Source organism: Alteromonas halophila (genome assembly GCF_014651815.1).
In the GTDB taxonomy this organism is placed as follows: domain Bacteria; phylum Pseudomonadota; class Gammaproteobacteria; order Enterobacterales; family Alteromonadaceae; genus Alteromonas; species Alteromonas halophila.
Genome location: NZ_BMXP01000003.1, coordinates 399278 through 416595, shown reverse-complemented (window position 1 = coordinate 416595; position 17318 = coordinate 399278). Strand labels below are relative to the sequence as shown.

Annotated in this window: 15 protein-coding genes; 14 read left to right on the top strand and 1 reads right to left on the bottom strand. The window is 51.0% G+C overall.

Going from position 1 to position 17318, the window contains the following annotated elements:
- Nucleotides 1-101: 101 nt before the first annotated feature.
- From recG to IE054_RS08965, 12 genes are all read left to right on the top strand, one after another.
- The gene (gene recG / locus IE054_RS09020) at nucleotides 102-2171 is read left to right on the top strand and encodes an ATP-dependent DNA helicase RecG (RefSeq protein WP_189405520.1); all 2070 of its coding nucleotides are present in this window, start codon (nucleotides 102-104) and stop codon (nucleotides 2169-2171) included.
- On the top strand, nucleotides 2164-2916 hold the full coding sequence (locus IE054_RS09015) for a class I SAM-dependent methyltransferase (protein ID WP_189405800.1): 753 nt from the start codon (nucleotides 2164-2166) through the stop codon (nucleotides 2914-2916). Before recG ends, IE054_RS09015 begins: the two co-directional genes overlap by 8 nt.
- Before the next feature lie 9 nt (nucleotides 2917-2925).
- Nucleotides 2926-3399, top strand: a complete 474-nt coding sequence (locus tag IE054_RS09010) for a peroxiredoxin (RefSeq protein WP_189405518.1) — start codon at nucleotides 2926-2928, stop codon at nucleotides 3397-3399.
- Nucleotides 3400-3775: 376 nt separating this feature from the next.
- Nucleotides 3776-4588, top strand: coding sequence for a hypothetical protein (locus IE054_RS09005; RefSeq protein WP_189405516.1), 813 nt, complete (start codon nucleotides 3776-3778; stop codon nucleotides 4586-4588).
- Nucleotides 4589-4597: 9 nt separating this feature from the next.
- Nucleotides 4598-5632 carry a substrate-binding domain-containing protein gene (locus IE054_RS09000; RefSeq protein WP_189405515.1) on the top strand — a complete coding sequence of 345 codons (1035 nt, stop codon included), beginning with the start codon at nucleotides 4598-4600 and terminating at the stop codon, nucleotides 5630-5632.
- Nucleotides 5629-7149 carry an ABC transporter permease gene (locus IE054_RS08995; RefSeq protein ID WP_189405512.1) on the top strand — a complete coding sequence of 507 codons (1521 nt, stop codon included), beginning with the start codon at nucleotides 5629-5631 and terminating at the stop codon, nucleotides 7147-7149. The genes IE054_RS09000 and IE054_RS08995 overlap by 4 nt, the downstream gene beginning before the upstream one ends.
- The gene (locus IE054_RS08990; protein WP_189405510.1) at nucleotides 7149-8162 is read left to right on the top strand and encodes an ABC transporter ATP-binding protein; all 1014 of its coding nucleotides are present in this window, start codon (nucleotides 7149-7151) and stop codon (nucleotides 8160-8162) included. The genes IE054_RS08995 and IE054_RS08990 overlap by 1 nt, the downstream gene beginning before the upstream one ends.
- A 115-nt stretch (nucleotides 8163-8277) precedes the next feature.
- Nucleotides 8278-9459: a BaiN/RdsA family NAD(P)/FAD-dependent oxidoreductase gene (locus IE054_RS08985; protein WP_189405798.1), complete on the top strand. Its 1182-nt coding sequence runs from the start codon at nucleotides 8278-8280 to the stop codon at nucleotides 9457-9459.
- Between the two features lie 334 nt (nucleotides 9460-9793).
- Nucleotides 9794-11932 (top strand): two-component system response regulator, encoded by a 2139-nt coding sequence (locus IE054_RS08980; protein ID WP_189405509.1) that lies wholly within the window; start codon nucleotides 9794-9796, stop codon nucleotides 11930-11932.
- Nucleotides 11933-11979: 47 nt separating this feature from the next.
- The gene (locus tag IE054_RS08975; RefSeq protein ID WP_189405506.1) at nucleotides 11980-12957 is read left to right on the top strand and encodes a diguanylate cyclase; all 978 of its coding nucleotides are present in this window, start codon (nucleotides 11980-11982) and stop codon (nucleotides 12955-12957) included.
- 15 nt (nucleotides 12958-12972) lie between these two features.
- A complete protein-coding gene (locus tag IE054_RS08970) occupies nucleotides 12973-14970 on the top strand; it encodes a GAF domain-containing hybrid sensor histidine kinase/response regulator (protein ID WP_189405504.1) in 1998 nt (665 codons plus the stop codon).
- Between the two features lie 261 nt (nucleotides 14971-15231).
- Nucleotides 15232-15840, top strand: coding sequence for a CCXG family PEP-CTERM protein (locus IE054_RS08965; RefSeq protein WP_189405502.1), 609 nt, complete (start codon nucleotides 15232-15234; stop codon nucleotides 15838-15840).
- Nucleotides 15841-15901: 61 nt separating this feature from the next.
- On the opposite strand, the gene IE054_RS08960 is transcribed toward IE054_RS08965, so the two are convergent.
- Nucleotides 15902-16177 carry a hypothetical protein gene (locus IE054_RS08960; protein WP_189405500.1) on the bottom strand — a complete coding sequence of 92 codons (276 nt, stop codon included), beginning with the start codon at nucleotides 16175-16177 and terminating at the stop codon, nucleotides 15902-15904.
- A 32-nt stretch (nucleotides 16178-16209) separates the two neighbouring features.
- Between IE054_RS08960 and IE054_RS08955 the strand changes: the two genes are divergently transcribed.
- The gene (locus tag IE054_RS08955; RefSeq protein ID WP_189405498.1) at nucleotides 16210-16527 is read left to right on the top strand and encodes a DMT family transporter; all 318 of its coding nucleotides are present in this window, start codon (nucleotides 16210-16212) and stop codon (nucleotides 16525-16527) included.
- 6 nt (nucleotides 16528-16533) lie between these two features.
- Nucleotides 16534-17223 carry a DNA-J related domain-containing protein gene (locus IE054_RS08950; protein ID WP_189405496.1) on the top strand — a complete coding sequence of 230 codons (690 nt, stop codon included), beginning with the start codon at nucleotides 16534-16536 and terminating at the stop codon, nucleotides 17221-17223.
- The last annotated feature ends 95 nt before the right edge of the window (nucleotides 17224-17318 follow it).

Sequence of the window (17318 nt, the reverse complement as noted above, 5' to 3'; positions counted from 1 at the left end):
GGCCAGTCGTGTAAGACTGGTCGTAAGCTGTTCTCGCCAATGTAAAATCAATCCAGTACACTGCGCCGATAGTCAATCATCAGATGCGAGGCCGGCGCAGAATGCAATCGCTTGCCACCCTCCCTATCACTGCATTGAAAGGGGTAGGGGCTAAAGTGGCCGAGAAGTTAGCCAAAATCGATCTGCACACCGTGCAGGATATGTTGTTTCATCTGCCGATGCGGTACGAGGATCGTACTCGCGTGGTTGCAATTGGACAGGCACGGCCTTTCACGCATGTCACTGTGCAGGGTGAGGTGATGAGTGCCGATATTCAGTACGGCAAAAAACGGATGCTGCTGGTAAAGTTAAGCGACGGCACCGGTACCATTACGCTGCGTTTTTTTCATTTTGGTGCATTGCAGCGCAAGATGCTCTCTCCGGGTAACGAGGTGCGTTGCTTTGGCGAAGTAAGGGCTGGGAAATGGGGCCCGGAAATGATGCACCCGGAATTTTCTCTGACAGAGGAAGCCGACGCGCTGCCACCCGCACTTACACCGGTGTATCCCACTACCGAAGGCGTTAAACAGCTGACCTTACGCAACTTAAGCGAGCAGGCACTGACCCTGCTTGATAAGGGCGGACTGAGCGACCTGTTGCCGGATGGCTTATATGAAGGGCAGGTCAGTTTGCACGAAGCGCTGCATCTGGTACACCGGCCATCGCCGGATGTGTCAATGCCACAGCTTGAGGAAGGGCAGCACCCGGCCCAGTACCGACTGATTTTGGAAGAGCTGCTGGCCCATCATTTAAGTATGCTCAAGGTACGTCAGCAGTCGGATGCGCAGCCTGGCATCGCCATACCTGTCGATCAGCGCCTGACAGACACCTTCATTGCCAGCCTGCCGTTTACCCCGACCGCTGCGCAATCGCGGGTGGTAGCCGATATTCAGCAGGATATGGAGCATGCACGCCCCATGATGCGCCTGGTGCAGGGGGATGTAGGTTCAGGTAAAACCCTGGTTGCCGCACTGGCTGCGTTGTCTGCGATTGGGGCGGGATATCAGGTCGCACTGATGGCACCCACCGAATTACTGGCAGAGCAACATGCAGCGAACTTCAACGAGTGGCTGGCACCATTGGGGATTACTGTCGGCTGGCTGGCCGGCAAGCTGAAAGGCAAAGCCCGCGATGAGGTGCTGGCGCGGCTTGCCAGCGGTGACATCCAGATGCTCATCGGAACCCATGCGATTTTTCAGGAGCAGGTGACCTATCAGCACCTGGCGCTGGTGATTGTGGATGAACAGCATCGTTTTGGTGTACATCAGCGCCTGGCCCTGCGGGAAAAAGGCGAGCAGCAGGGACGTTTTCCCCATCAGCTGATCATGACCGCTACTCCGATTCCCCGCACGCTGGCCATGACAGCCTACGCCGACCTAGACACCTCTGTGATTGATGAACTGCCGCCGGGACGTACCCCGGTCACCACCGTAGTACTGCCCGATACCCGACGCGCTGATGTGATTGAGCGTATCCGTGAGGCCTGCAGCGAGGGTGGGCGACAGGCTTACTGGGTGTGTACACTCATTGACGAGTCTGACGTGCTGCAGTGCCAGGCGGCGGAAGACGCGGCCATTACCCTGAAAACTGCGCTGCCGGAGCTTACCGTCGGACTGGTGCATGGCCGCCTGAAGCCGGCCGAGAAGCAGGCCGTGATGGCGCAGTTCAAAGCGGGAGACATCGATTTACTGGTTGCGACCACGGTCATTGAAGTGGGCGTGGATGTGCCTAACGCCAGCATCATGATCATTGAAAACCCTGAGCGACTGGGACTGGCACAGCTTCACCAGTTACGTGGCCGGGTCGGGCGCGGCGCCGTAGAGAGTCAGTGTGTGCTGATGTATCAGAGCCCGTTATCGAAAACGGCGACGAAGCGTCTGGGTGTACTGCGCGAATCCAGTGACGGTTTTTTTATCGCACAGCGAGATCTGGAGATCCGGGGCCCCGGTGAAGTAATGGGTACCCGGCAGACCGGCATGGCCGAACTTAAAATTGCTGACCTGGTACGCGATGCGCAACTTATACCGCTGGTGCAGGATATTGCGGGAACACTGTGGCGCCAGTATCCGTCACACTCTCAGGCCATTATAAACCGCTGGATTGGTAACAAGGAGCAGTATGGCCATGCATGATATTGTATTTGTAGCTGCACCCTCTGATGCCATCAGTGCCGACATTGCAAGGCGCTGGCAATTTCCGGTTGCAGGCGACGTGCCAGATGGCTTGTATCTGCGCATGCAGGACGGATCGCTGGGCCTGTATGACGGCGCCGATCGTCAGCAGAAACATGCTGTCAGCGTGAATTTTCTGTCACCTCAAAGCCAGTACCGTAAGGCCCATGGGGGCGGACGAGGTGAGCCTGTTGTAAAAGCGATTGGTATGAAGGGCAGCGATGATTACCGGGTGATTGATGCCACACCCGGTCTCGGCCGTGACGCCTTTGTGCTGGCTTCGGCAGGGTGTCACGTTACCCTGATTGAGCGCTCCAGCGTTGTTGCGGCGCTGCTGGAGGATGGCCTGCGCAGGCTCAAGGATAGTGACCCGTTGCTTGCGGCGCGTTTAACGTTATTACATGGCAATAGCGCCGAAGTGATGCAATACTGGGATCAATCTGATGTCGATGCGGTGTATCTGGACCCCATGTTCCCACACCGTAAAAAATCGGCCATGGTAAAAAAGGAAATGCGCCTGTTTCAGCAATTGCTGGGAGATGATCCAGACGCAGATGCGCTGTTACCACCTGCCCGGCAGCTTGCAAAAAACCGGGTTGTAGTAAAGCGTCCTAACTCTGCAGAACCTTTAGGCGCAGATAAACCGTCCATGGCTATAACCAGCAAAAAGCATCGCTTCGATGTGTATATTTGTCACAACGCTTAGGAGAGCAGAATGATTCAAGTTGGCAGCACCTTGCCTGAAGTGGACTTCAGCATGATCAAAGATGGTGAGCTTGTAAATCCAAAAACGGGCGACCTGTTCAATGATAAACGCGTCGTCATGTTCGCCGTGCCCGGTGCATTCACCCCGACCTGTTCACAGGCACACCTGCCCGGCTATGTGGCGCTGGCGGATAAATTAAAGGCGAAAGGCATCGACAGCATTATCTGTCTGTCCGTTAATGACGCGTTTGTTATGGATGCCTGGGGCAAAGCGAACAATGCCGACGAGATTATTATGCTGGCCGATGGTAATGGTTATTTTGCCAAGCAAATTGGTCTGGATATGTCTACCAGTAATTTTGGTGGCACCCGTTCGGTTCGTTATTCCATGCTGGTCGAAGACGGGGTGGTTAAAAAACTGAATATCGAAGATCCAGGTCGTTTTGAAGTCAGCGATGCGCAAAGCATGCTGGACAGCCTCTAGGCCAGGTGCGAACAAGTCTGTCGTCACTCAGCGGATCCTGACAAGTGAAGTGCGGGGCAGGGTCGCAGGCAATGGACGTCGGCCCTGAGCTAAAAGCCCTTGCCTAAACCACCGGGGCTGCGATTGCAGCCCGGTTAAACAAAATGCGAACAAGTCTGTCATCACTCAGCGAGTCCTGAAGTGCGTAGTTGCAAGGCAGGCTTCGCACGCAATGGCCATCGCCCTTGTTAAGAAACGTCCTTTATTCCCTTCCCCCTAAACTTTAGCCGTTTCATTTCCGTATCGCTGACAGGCGGTATAACTCGGACGAGCTTACTTTACTCTTCGAATGATAATAAGTATCATTTTCAGACAAACTAAACAGACAGGACAGGTTATGGCAACAGTTAGTAAACATGCGCGCATTGTTGCGCTTTTGGCGGCGCTGAGTGCACCGTTGTTCAGTCATGTGGCGCTGGCCAATGGTGAAATTACCGATCAGGTGAACCACTTAAGTGATCACATCGATGAATACAATGAAGAGGTGCACTGGCTACAGGAAAAGTTTGGTGGTGTTGTTGATGCCTATGAAGAGAAGGGTAAAGGTAAAGTCGATACTCACCAGTTGATCGAGTTTTGGGAGGAAGTGAATTTTCACTCTGCCATAGAAACCCAGTATGTGCCGATTTATGCCTCAATCTGGCAAGGTATTTATGGTGTAAAGCAGGCCATTGATGAGGGGGCAGATGTCGCCAAAGTCCGCTCTGAAGAAGCCAGATTACAACAGGCCTTGTGGCAGGCGCTGGGCGCGGTTAAACTTGCCGCCCAGTACCAGCAGCGCGGACTGGTTGAAAAAATTCAGACTACACAGTCAGAGCCAACCTCAGGTCCCGATGTGATTGATGATATTAAACAGCGTTTGCATCGCGTGGTGGCAAAGTACGCAGAGCAACTGCACGAGGTCGCCACTACACTGGTACATGAAACCTATATGCAGCGTTTTGAAGGTATTGAAGGTGCCCTGATTGAACAGGACGCGGCGCTGGTGGAGTCACTGGAAAAAGACTTCAACGTGACGCTGCCACAAGCCATCGATAAGGACGCAGGTGTCGATTCGGTGCGTGATGTCGTCGAAACGATGCAGAAGAAACTGGATAAAGCGCGGGGCCTGCTGGTCGAGGCAGAAGAAAACCGCAAATCGGTCTTTTAAGGTAGTAGTATGCAACGCAGAACATTGTTACGCGGGCTTGCCGCAGCCGGGCTTCTAGGGGCCCTGCCATTAAGCAGCACGCTGAGTTTCGCCGCCGGCAATCCGCGCTCGGTGAAGCAGTTACCGAAACTGGAAGGTGACCTGACCCTGTACCTCGGGCGCGGGGAAGGCGGCCTGTATGAAAATGTTCTGGATGCCATTAAAGACCGTAATCCGGGGCTGAACCTGCAAATTCGACGGGGCGGTACCGCGGCGCTGGCCAATACCATTGTCGCCGAAGCGAAAGCCGGGGTACGCCGTGCAGATTTGTTCTGGGCAGTAGATACGGGGTCGGTCGGCATGGTAACCGATCAGGGCCTCGCTAAAACACTGCCTGAGGATATTATCACTCAGCTTAAACCGGGTTTTCAGTATCCGCGCTTTTCGCCAGTGACCGGGCGTATTCGTACTTTGCCGTATAACACCGAACGTGTAAGCCCGGCGCAAATTCCTGACAGCATTATGGCGCTGGCTGACAGCGATCTGGCGATTGGCTGGGCGCCTGCCTATGCCTCTTTCCAGTCCTTTGTAACGGCGATGCGTATTCTGGAAGGCGAGAAGGCGACCCGGGACTGGTTACGGGGTGTTGAACGCAATGCCAAAAAATATGCCGGTGAACTGGGTGTCGTGATGGGTGTCGAGCGTGGTGAGGTCGACATAGGTTTTGCCAATCATTACTACACACTGCGGTTAAAAGCCGGTAAGCCGGATGCCAACGTGGATCTGGCGTTTACCAATAATGATGCAGGCTGTCTGGTCAATGCCTCAGGCATAATGGCGCTGGAAGACGGCGATTTACCGGTGAACTTTATTCGCTACCTGCTGACCGAAGAGGTGCAGTCGTACCTCGCCTCTGAAGCCTATGAAATTCCCCTGGTGAACAATGTCGCCATGCCCCAGGGGTTACCTAATCTTGACACAGTGACACCGCCGGATCTGGACCTGCGCAAACTGGCCGACTTACGTCCGACCCTGAATATGATGCGGGATATTGGCGTATTGTGAGCAAATGGCCAAAGCCCTATCCGCTGGCACTGTTAATTGCGCTACTGGCTATTTTACCGGTTGGCGTGCTTGTGTCGCTGGCATCAGACAGTGCCCAGCTATTTGATACCCATAATCTGCGCGTGCTGGGCAATACCCTGGCACTGGTGGTACTGACCATCGTTGGCTCTGTCATAATGGGTGTACCGCTGGCCTTGTTTACCGCTTACGTGCAGGGCCCGTTAAAAAAATTATGGCTGGTTTTGCTGGCCGCGCCGCTGGCACTCCCCAGCTACATAGGCGCTTTTGCCATGTATTTCTCATTTGGTCGCGGCGGTGAAATTGAGTCCCTCACCGGCGTGCCTACGCCTGCTGTCAGCGGCTTGTGGGGAACGGCGCTGATTATGTCACTGTATACCTACCCGTTTGTCATGATGACCACCCGTGCTTCCTTACTCAGTCAGGATGCCAGCCTGGTCAATGCATCACGACTTTTAGGTCTGTCGCTGTGGCGAAGTTTATGGCGGGTAGTGTTGCCGCGCGCCAGTAATAGTATCGCCGCAGGCGCACTGCTGGCCGCCTTGTATGCCTTATCCGATTTCGGCACACCGGCAATCATGGGGCTGGATACCTTTACCCGGGTTATTTTTGTGGAATACAACGCCTTTGGCCTCAGTCAGGCAGCTATGCTGTCACTGCAACTAATGGTGATTGTAGCGCTGGTTCTGTTTCTTGAATCACGGGTAGGCGGTGCCACAGAGCGCCCGGGTCGACATCTCACGTTATGGCCTGCCCGCTGGCAGTACTTCACCATGCTGATGAGTTTTTTGCCGATTGTGGCCATGGCCATTGTATTGCCAATGGCGATATTTATGGTGTGGCTGGTGCGTGAGGGTACCGGCGGATTTGAATTCAGTTATGCCTGGAATTCGGCCTATGCGTCCTTTTTGGCCGCAATCGCAGCGGTGGTGTGCGCGTTACCGGTGGCACATGCTGCAATTGCAGGCAAAGCCGGACGACTGATGGAGCGGATCACCTATTTTGGCTTTGGCGTGCCAGGCATAGTCATGGGCACGGCGCTGGTGTATCTGGGCCTGCAACTGCCGTTTTTGTATCAGACCCTGGCCTTACTGGTGGTGGCGTACGTGCTGCGCTTTATTCCGCTGGCGGTGGGCAGTATTCGTACTACTGCGGAGAACCTTGATGCCAGTATGGTGAAAGCCGCGCGGGTACTGGGGGCGAGCCCCCGGGAAGCGTTTATGCGTATTACCCTGCCGTTGTCGTTACGTGGTATGGTAGCGGGCGCTGCGCTGGTATTTCTTGAAGCCATGCGAGAATTGCCGGCCACCCTGATGCTGGGACCAACCGGCTTTGAAACACTGGCCACCTATATGTGGCGGGTCTATGAAGCCGGCTACTTTGGGCGGGCAGCAGTGCCGGGTCTGTTGCTGGTACTGTTATCCGGTCTTGGCCTTATCCTGATGCTGTCAGGTGAGCGCCGCGCTGAATTTACACTCTCGGAGGATGAACGTCGTTAATGCTGAAAGTCAGTGATTTATCCGTCAATTATGGCGCAACCCGCGTCGTCGATAAGCTTAACCTGGCGCTCGGCGATGATGAAATACTGATGCTGGTGGGCCCGACGGGCTGCGGCAAAACGACCATCCTGCAGGCTCTGGCTGGGCTTATTCCTGTGTCAGAGGGCAGCATTCAGCTGGGCGCATGGACATCCACTGCTGACAAACCGCTGGCACCGGAAAAACGCAATGTGGGCATGGTGTTTCAGGACTTTGCGCTGTTCCCGCATTTAACCGTTGAACAGAATGTCAGCTTCCGCCTGAAAAATACCTCGCTGGCCGATCACTGGCTGTCACTGCTGGGTATGGATAAATTCCGCGATACCAAGCCCGCGCGTCTTTCCGGTGGGCAAAAGCAGCGTGTGGCACTGGCCCGCACACTGGCGCATGAGCCGGCGTTTGTGCTCCTCGATGAACCCTTGTCTAATCTGGACGCCGCATTAAAAGACAGCCTGCGCTGGGAAATTCGCAGTGCGCTGAAAACCGCAGGCGTACCGGCGATCTGGGTAACCCACGATCAGGACGAAGCGCTGTCGGTGGGCGATCGGGTCGGGGTGTTAAAAAATGGTGTGCTGGAACAAATCGATACGCCCGAGGCCTGCTTCGCGGAGCCTGCCAGCCGTTTTGTTGCGCGCTTTCTGGGTGAAGCCAGCTTCATGCCGGGCAACCTGTGCGATGGCATGATCACCACCGAAATAGGCGATGTTCCGGCCACGCCGATTAATGGTGCACAGGGTGATGTGGATGTACTGATCCGGCCGGATGATTTGTCACTGAGCGCCAATAACAGCAACACCAATGGTATTATCGAATGGGCCCGCTACGAAGGGGGCAGCCGGTTGTACGCCGTCGCCATGGATAATGGCCACGAATTGAAGATCCGCGTTAGTCATGAAACCGCCTTTCAACCCGGTACCCGGGTTGAAATGGTGCTGACCACCACACACCCCTTAGCGGCATTCAACCGGGAATAACGTTCATATCCATTGAGGCGCCAGACCAATGCCGTATAATTCACGCCTGCAGTAACGCCCTTAAGGCCGTTAATAGCAGGCTAATCCGGCAGACAGTGGAGTAGGTAAGGTGGGAATACAGCAGCGTGATGTGATTGTCATTGGTGCCGGTGCAGCCGGACTGTTCTGCGCAGCCGAAGCGGGTAAGCGCGGGCGGCGTGTTGAAGTGCTGGATCATGCTAAGAAAGTCGGACGTAAAATCCTGATGTCCGGTGGCGGACGCTGTAACTTCACCAACATGTACGCCAGCGCTGAAAACTTTCTTTCCGCCAACCTGCATTTCTGTAAGTCTGCACTGAGTCGCTATACGCAGTGGGATTTCATCTCGCTGGTAAACGACTACGGCATTGCCTACCACGAAAAAACCTTAGGTCAGCTGTTCTGTGATGAGAGCGCCAAAGATATTGTCAGGTTGCTGCTCAGTGAATGTGACAAGGCAGGCGTCTCCGTTACGACCCGTTGTGAGGTGGTGTCGGTTGAAAAAAGCGATAACGGCTATTATTTGTCGACCTCATCTGGCGACTATGCATGTGAATCACTGGTGATTGCCACCGGCGGTCTGAGTATGCCGAAACTCGGCGCTACGCCCTTTGGCTACAAAGTGGCTGAGCAGTTTGGTCTGAATGTATTGCCAACCCGGGCAGCGCTGGTGCCCTTTACGCTGCACGATGCTGACAAACAACACATTAGCGAACTCAGCGGTGTGTCAGTCGATGTAAGCGCGGGCTGTCAGGATACCAGCTTTAAAGAGGCCATGCTCTTCACCCATCGTGGTTTAAGTGGCCCGGCCATGCTACAGATTTCCTCTTACTGGACACCCGGTGAGACGCTGCAGATAAACCTGCTGCCCGAGAACGATGCACAGGCGTTTATAGAGAATGCCCGTAACCGCTCTCCGGATGCGCTGCTGGCAACCTGCCTTGCACAGCTCTTTCCAAAACGTATGGCACTCACCCTTATTAACTACCTCGGTTGGCGAAACTGTCCGGTCAAACAGCTTTCCCATAGCGAGTGTGATGCCATTGCCAGTGCACTGAATGACTGGCAGGTAAAACCGAACGGTACAGAAGGATACCGCACTGCAGAAGTCACCCTGGGCGGTGTAGATACGGATAACCTGTCATCGAAAACCATGATGGCGAAAGACGTAGACGGCCTCTATTTTATTGGTGAAGTGGTGGACGTCACAGGCTGGCTGGGGGGCTACAATTTTCAGTGGGCCTGGTCCAGTGGCTGGGCTGCCGGACAAGTGGTGTAAGGTGTTTTCGCATAACAAAGGTTGCCACGATTTCCAGCGCGCACGTCCAGAAAAACATGTTGGAGAACTATGAGCCCTATACCGCTTGCCAATAAGATGACAATACATTCCTTCCCTTGCACTTCACAGTAAACTTAACTCATTTTTTATCTTTGCTGCAGGTGAACAGGACGTTCCCGTGGATCAGCCCTGTTGTCAGATGACGTGTAAAACAACCCAAAAGTATACTTAAGTCTACTTGCAGAGGTCAGAAGCGCTGCCTAACCTTAATTGACTATTTTTCTGTTAGTAAGGCGCTAAGGCTCTGTTACTAACCTGGCTAAAAGGAGTTGTCATGTGCCAGTTAGAGAAATCTACTCAGGTCGTTATTTTTAATGATGACAGCAGTTCACTATCAACATTCGCATCGGCACTCAGCGCAACTTATACAATAATGTCGCCAGACAACCCTGAGAACGTCCTGGCAACATGTATCGAATTAAAACCGTTGGTTGTCATTCTTGATATTGAATTGTCACAAGAGAATGGACTCGACGCCGCAAGGCTGTTAAAAGCAAATCCTGCCACGTCTTACATTTCAATCATTTTTACCACCTCACATTACAGTTCTGAAATTGAAGGCAAGGCGCTTGCAGCAGGGGCCAGCGACATTCTGCCTAAACCTTTACAGACACAGACGGTAGCGTTACGGATCTCAAATCAGCTTAAACTCATTCATCAGACCAGCGCGCTCGAAAAAGTAAATCGTCAGCTTTACTCAGAGAAAAAGCATCTCCATGCGACGCTTGCTTCTATTGGTGACGCCGTCATCACGACTAATCAACATATGCTGGTGACGTTTATGAACCCGGCTGCCGAACGAATAACGGGATGGAAGTCTAATGCGGCCGTAGGGTTAGCAATTGATGAAGTGATGGATTTACGTGATGTCAGTAGTGATAAAAAAGCGATAAACCCGCTGTATACCGCACTACGTGAAAACCGGGCTGCGGGAGTAATGCATAGTTCTAAAGTAGTGAACAAAGTAAGTGGTGAGTTCAGAATCAAAGACTCCGCATCGCCAGTTGTTGACCAAAATGGAGAGCTTATTGGTGGTGTGATTGTCTTTCAGGATATTACTGAAGCTATAGCAATGGCGACAAAGATGTCCCACCTCGCTCATCACGACCACCTGACTGGCCTGCCAAATCGACTATTGCTCAATGATCGTCTGGCGATGTTAATCAAAGAAGCGTCGTTAAATAATAATAAGCTGGCTTTCCTGTTAGTGGATATTGACAACTTTAAATTAATGAATGACACACTGGGGCACAATGGTGGCGATGCTGTCATAAAATATGTCGCCCAAAAGCTCGAGGAAGTTGTGCCTGAAAGCGTGACTATTTCAAGGGTTGGAGGCGATGAATTTGTTATTTTGCTTAGAGATATACAGCACCTTACCCATTTAAATAAAATTGCGTCTCACATTTTAAGCATGGCCGAAGAACAGGTTCTGATAAACAACCAATATGTGCGTATTTCGTTAAGTATTGGGATCAGCCTGTTTCCCTATGATGCAAAAGACGCAGACCAACTAATGCGCCATGCTGATAATGCCATGTATAACGTTAAAGGGAATGGCAAAAACAACTACGCCTACTACTCGCAAGACCTTACAGCGCAACTGACCAAAAGAGTGAGTATTGAACGTGCCTTACACGCAGCCTTAAAAGAGGGGCGTCTGCAGGTTTATTTCCAGCCCCAAATTAATATGGTCACTGGAAAGCTGACGGGCGCAGAGGCGCTGGCAAGATTAACCGGTGAGGATGGACGTTTTATACCGCCTGACGAATTTATTCCTATTGCCGAAGAGATCGGTTTAATTTCAAGCTTAGGTAAGCTGGTACTCGAAAAGAGTTGCGCTCAGGCCAGACAATGGCTGGACCAAGGCACAGCCTGCAAAGTCGCAGTGAATGTTGCTGCGCAACAGTTTAATGATCACCGCTTCAGTGAAACCGTCGTCGCGACGATGAAAAAATACAACCTGCCTTCTCAATATCTTGAACTGGAAATTACTGAGTCGGCGCTTGTTGAAGACTTTAACAGCGCCAATTTAACACTGGAAGCATTAAAACGCTCTGGGATTTCAGTGGCTCTGGATGATTTTGGGACAGGGTATTCCAGTTTGTCTTATTTACGATCTTTTAAGCTGGATGTAATAAAAATTGATAAATCGTTCGTTAAAGATGTGACATGCGACCCGCAAGCGGCCTGTATCGTCAAAGCCATTATTGGGCTGGCAAAATCTCTGAACTTACACCTTGTCTGTGAAGGGGTTGAGAGCTGTGAGCACGAGGCATTGTTAATAAAGCTGGGGTGCGCAGACGCACAAGGGTATTTGTACAGTAAACCATTACCAGTTGATGATTTTAATGACTATTTAGTTAGAAACTCGCTTAACGCGAGTGATACGGTCTGTTCTATGACAGGGTAGTAATTTTGCCCCACTATAATTAATTGAAGAGAAGGCACGATACTCCTATGGCAGTGAATGGGATAGTCGGTAAGAGCGCAGAAATCGAGTCGTTTTTAGAGAAGGGTTCTGAGCATGGGTCAGTTATCTTAATCGTTGATGATGAGCTCATTAATGCGACAATTTTGAAGAATATGCTCTCGACTGATTATCAATGCATACTGGCATCGAGCGGACAGGAAGCCGTGGCGATATGTGAAGATACGCATATCGATTTAGTGCTTTTAGACATGCACATGCCTGGTATGAATGGGGTTGATGTATGTACGTCTCTGAAAAAACGCGCCAGGACCCGCAGTATTCCGGTAATTTTTGTCACAGGTTCAGATGAGATAGAAACGCAAAATCAATGCTGGGAAGCGGGTGCAACAGACTTTCTGCTAAAGCCTGTTGTATTGTCAACATTATTACACCGTGTGAGTAATCATCTTCTGAACAAACGGCGCATTGAGTTACTGCAGTCACTCATTTACAAAGACCAGTTAACGGGAATTTACAACCGATATTACTTTAATAATGAGCTTCCGCGCTTGCTCAGGCAAGTCGTGAGAGACAAAGGGAACGTCTGCGCGGTGATGCTGGATATTGACTTATTCAAGAAATATAACGACACCTATGGTCATGTAGCCGGTGATGAGGTTATTTCCGGGGTATCGCAAGCTATTCAAAAAGCGCTACGCAGACCAACGGATAGCGCAATCCGTTTTGGAGGTGAGGAGTTTGTACTGTTTCTCCCCTACACCGGGGCGTCTGGGGGGCAACGGGTCGTCGAAAAAGTATTACAAGCCGTATCACAACTTCAGATTGAACATGCTTTAAGTCCCCATGGAATTGTAACGGTGAGTGCAGGTATCTATGCCGCGCCAGCAGATGAGAACACAGCCCTGGATGATCTCATAAGCAATGCCGACGAAGGGCTTTACGAAGCGAAGGAAAATGGCCGCAATAGGCTGGTCAATAAATCTGATATAAGCACCATGGCCTGACTGAAGACGCTACTTATGAACCCGCTCCGCGCATTTCACGACATCGTTTCATTACAGGGGGCTTCCTTCGAGCAGAAGGTGGAAAAGCTCTTACAGTTTGGTCTGTCACTCTTTGACTTAGAGATTGGCTTGGTAAGTCGTATTGAAGGGAGTGAGTATGAGGTCCTGTTTGCCGTTTCAGACATACCCGAGCTTAAACCAGGCGTGTGCTTTGCTTTGGGCGAAACCTACTGTGTACACACATTATCGTCTAACGAGGCAACAGGGTTTTACCACGCTGGCAGATCACGTATCGCGACGCACCCATGCTACCAAACCCAAAAGCTTGAGGCGTACCTGGGCGCGCCAATCATCGTGGATGGCGAAACATTTGGCACGATTAATTTTTCCTCGCCAGATCCAACCACCCCTTTTACGTCTGATGACTATGGCTATGTGGAATTAATTGCTCAGTGGTTAGGCGCTGAAATAGCAAGGGAGAAAGCAATAGAACGCCTTAGAGAGCAAGCTTCTACGCTCGAAAAGTTGGAAAAAGTCGGAAAAATAGGAACATGGTCCGTTGATCTCAGGACCGAAAAAATTCACTGGAGTGAGCAGACCCGTTGCATCCACGAGGCAAATGAAGACTATGTTCCGGACATGGAAAGTGCCATTGCTTTTTATGTTGAAGGGAAAAACCGCAATAACATAGTAAACGTGGTAGAAAGCGCGATAAACACTGGGGCCCCCTGGGATCTGAAAGCGCAGATTATCACAGCGAAAGGGAATCACAGATGGGTGGTGAGTAAGGGCGAGGCGGAACATAAAGATGGGAAGTGCATTCGCTTATTCGGTACATTTCAGGATGTAACAAGCAATGTTAACGCCTCAATACGGCTTCAGGATGCCAAGGAGAGCGCTGAACAGGCTACGCAAGCAAAAAGTGAATTTTTAGCGAATATGAGCCACGAAATCCGTACGCCAATGAATGGGATTTTAGGGACGCTTCAGCTGCTTAATCAAAACGAACTTGATGCAAAATCACAACTGCTGGTTTCAAAGGCGCGGTATTCGGCGACGAGCCTGCTAACAATAATCAACGACATTCTGGACTATTCAAAAATAGAAGCGGGTAAGCTTGATTTAGAAAAAAGGCCTTTTTCAATGTTGGAGGTCATGGAGTCAGTGCAGTCTGACCTGAGTATTGAAGCAAGACAAAAGGGTATAAAGCTGCTAACAGCGTGTGCTGACAGCTTCAATGATGGATGGCAGGGTGATGTTGTACGTGTCAGGCAAATATTGCTGAACCTTGTTTCGAATGCTGTGAAGTTTACGCACCACGGGGAAGTCAGTGTCTTTCTGGAAAACGCTCATATTAATAATGGTGTAGCTTTACAATTTTCGGTATCTGATACTGGGATTGGTATGTCGGTTGAGGCACAAAACCGAATATTTGAACGTTTTCAGCAGGCGGATTCATCGACCACCAGAAGGTATGGTGGGACAGGATTGGGGATGTCAATAACGGTAAGCCTCATCTCAATGATGGGCGGCGCGATAGAGGTTAAGAGCGAAGAGAATGTAGGAACATGCGTTGTCGTGACCTTGCCCCTGCCGTCGACAGAGTTAATCAAATCAAACGCAAAAGGTGTGGTAGCAGCCCCAACCCAACTAAACGGCAAGAGAGTCCTGATCGCTGAAGATAATGAGATTAACCGGCTGATCATTGGCTCAATGCTAGAGCCAACAAACATTAAAATGGACTTTGTTGAAAACGGAGCAGAAGCTGTTGATGCATTTGGACAAGACTCATACGACGCCGTGTTAATGGATATTCAAATGCCAGAGTTAGACGGTGTTGCAGCCTACAGGAAGATAAGCAGGATTAATCCGACAACCCCTGTGATTGCCCTCACTGCCAATGTTATGGCTAAAGATGTCGACGATTATTTAGCGATGGGTTTTGTAGATCATATTGCTAAGCCCATAGATATAGAAACACTCTACAACAAGCTGGCGGCTGTGGTTGCCTGACCTGATTTTTTTCACGTGTATGTTTAGCGCTTAAACAGCAAAAGGCGATAAAGTCCTGGTTTGAGTGAAGAGCATAGACGTAAACGAGCGCGGCTAATTAGTCGCGGTAGCCACCGTATAATCGTTGCAAAACTGTCTGAAAATTTTACAGGGTCAAAAATGGGCATGAAATTACCCATAAAAAACATGCACTTAAAATTTGGCACGATAAATGTATAGAGATAGCTAATTAATGAGTACTTAGCTGTTGGAGTTTACAAAATGTACAAAAAATTATTTGCTGTCTGTGCGCTGCTTTTTACGGTTTCTTTTTCTGCAAACGCTGCCCTAATCACGATTGAGTCAGCCGATGCCAACTTTGGTAATAACACTAACGTTGATTTGGCTGGCTACTGGGCTGGGCTGGATGCCGACGACATCTCAAGTGAAGCCTTCACAGCCGCTACAATGTTGTTCAGCGGCAGTCAGTTTAACAATAGCATCTACAAAATGACGATTAACCTGTTTCCGGGGACTGAGCGTCAGTTCAGCTTCTTTGCAGGTCTGGATGCGGGTAATGGTGCTGAACTGTTCCATAACGGCGCGCTTATCGCTGATATCAACAGTAACCTGTGGTGGTCAAAGCGCTGGAGCAATAACAGTGTGATTGCTCAGAATATGCAATTAGGTGCTGGCAGTAACCAGTTAACGTTCTTCTGGGCAGAGAATAGCAACAGTGGTGGTAACAGCTTTGAGTTTGCCATTGATGGCGCTGAACGTGCGGCATTGTCTGTCAACAATGTACAGGCGCAGGTTCCAACGCCAGGTACGTTAGGTTTATTTGCTCTGACTCTGATTGGTCTGAGCCTGTTTGGCCGCAGAAAAGGCTAATCCGGTTTCGACACCGGGTATAACATCCTGCAACTATCTCGTCGTTTCCAACGGCAAATTATTAAGCCTGACCGCAGTGACGCGGCCAGGCTTTTTTATCTCTCAAACCCGATGCCCAGCCTGAATGGTGCATCGCTGCGTTACGCCATTCCATGACCTGCTGCAGGTGTGAACCGATATCCCGGCCATATCTGGCGTGATACAGTATAAGATGCTGACCGACGATCATCTCGTCAGGGTCAACGCTGCAACTGAGGAAGGTCGAGGTACTTTTCCCGACAGTCAGCGAAAAAGGTTTGAAGAAATTCAAACCTTTTTTAATGAGTAGCATCAACATGCCACGGTCATGTGACAAACAGAGGATTATCAATGAGCTGGATTTACCTTGTCGTTGCCGGATTACTTGAAATTGGCTGGCCGGTCGGGCTGAAGTTTGCCCAGCAGGCTGAAACGCGCTTTGTTGGCATCGCCATGGCGATAGGATTTATGTGCGCAAGCGGCTATTGCCTGTGGCTGGCGCAAAAGCAGATCCCGATGGGAACGGCCTATGCGGTATGGACCGGTATCGGTGCTGCCGGTACATTTTTCCTGGGTGTGCTTATCTATGGCGAGCCTTCTTCGCTGGCGCGTTATCTGGGGGTTGCCATGATTGTGGGTGGTGTCGCGGTACTGAAACTTGCGCATTGATACACATTGACCGTTATTGTCGCAAATGCGACGCTGACGAAATGTTGTGCCGAAGGAGAACGGGGTATTCACGCTCAGAATGTTGCACTGTTTATTGCCGACCTGCTGGAAGATCACAGCCAGTGGTTTGCCGCCGGTGTCAGCGAGTATACGTTGATTGCCAGGCTGCAGAAGGCGCCTTACAACCTGTTTGATAAGGAAGCGCTGCGCGAGTCACTGGCTCTGTTTCAGACTCACTTTGTGATTTTCCATGCGCTTTATCAATTGCAGCTGCGCTGGCACGCACAGGGCGTCGGACACCTGGCAATTCATACGCTAAAGATTACACTGCATGAAACCTCAGAACCGTCGTCGGCACCCATACCTTCAGATCCTCTGCGCGATTACTACCTCAACTGGGGTAATTTTGATGAGACAGGCAAAGACGATGTGGAAGCCCTGCTCGATGATTTCTGGCAGCGTATGGGCGGGCATATCAGCCACGACACCTTGTCGACGCAAGAAATCGCAAAGGCCAGACAGGTACTTGAACTCAGTGCGGATGAACCACTGACGCTTGGCACTATTAAACGGCATTATCGCCGGCTTATACACCAGCATCATCCGGACAAGGGGGGCGATCCGGCCGCCGCGAAACAACTGGTCAGAGCCTACAGTATGTTAACAGACTATGTGCGTGCGTCAGCGCAGGATTAGCCAATTTGTCTTAGTCAGCGGGTATGCCGGACGCCAGGAAAGGCGCGAACGAGTCTAACATCACTCAGCGAGCCCTGAAGTGCGTAGTCGCAAGA

Coding starts and splice junctions, on each gene's coding strand:
- recG (WP_189405520.1), top strand. CDS start 102: ATGCAATCGCTTGCCACCCTCCCTATCACTGCATTGAAAGGGGTAGGG.
- IE054_RS09015 (WP_189405800.1), top strand. CDS start 2,164: ATGCATGATATTGTATTTGTAGCTGCACCCTCTGATGCCATCAGTGCC.
- IE054_RS09010 (WP_189405518.1), top strand. CDS start 2,926: ATGATTCAAGTTGGCAGCACCTTGCCTGAAGTGGACTTCAGCATGATC.
- IE054_RS09005 (WP_189405516.1), top strand. CDS start 3,776: ATGGCAACAGTTAGTAAACATGCGCGCATTGTTGCGCTTTTGGCGGCG.
- IE054_RS09000 (WP_189405515.1), top strand. CDS start 4,598: ATGCAACGCAGAACATTGTTACGCGGGCTTGCCGCAGCCGGGCTTCTA.
- IE054_RS08990 (WP_189405510.1), top strand. CDS start 7,149: ATGCTGAAAGTCAGTGATTTATCCGTCAATTATGGCGCAACCCGCGTC.
- IE054_RS08980 (WP_189405509.1), top strand. CDS start 9,794: ATGTGCCAGTTAGAGAAATCTACTCAGGTCGTTATTTTTAATGATGAC.
- IE054_RS08975 (WP_189405506.1), top strand. CDS start 11,980: ATGGCAGTGAATGGGATAGTCGGTAAGAGCGCAGAAATCGAGTCGTTT.
- IE054_RS08970 (WP_189405504.1), top strand. CDS start 12,973: ATGAACCCGCTCCGCGCATTTCACGACATCGTTTCATTACAGGGGGCT.
- IE054_RS08965 (WP_189405502.1), top strand. CDS start 15,232: ATGTACAAAAAATTATTTGCTGTCTGTGCGCTGCTTTTTACGGTTTCT.
- IE054_RS08960 (WP_189405500.1), bottom strand. CDS start 16,177: ATGTTGATGCTACTCATTAAAAAAGGTTTGAATTTCTTCAAACCTTTT.
- IE054_RS08955 (WP_189405498.1), top strand. CDS start 16,210: ATGAGCTGGATTTACCTTGTCGTTGCCGGATTACTTGAAATTGGCTGG.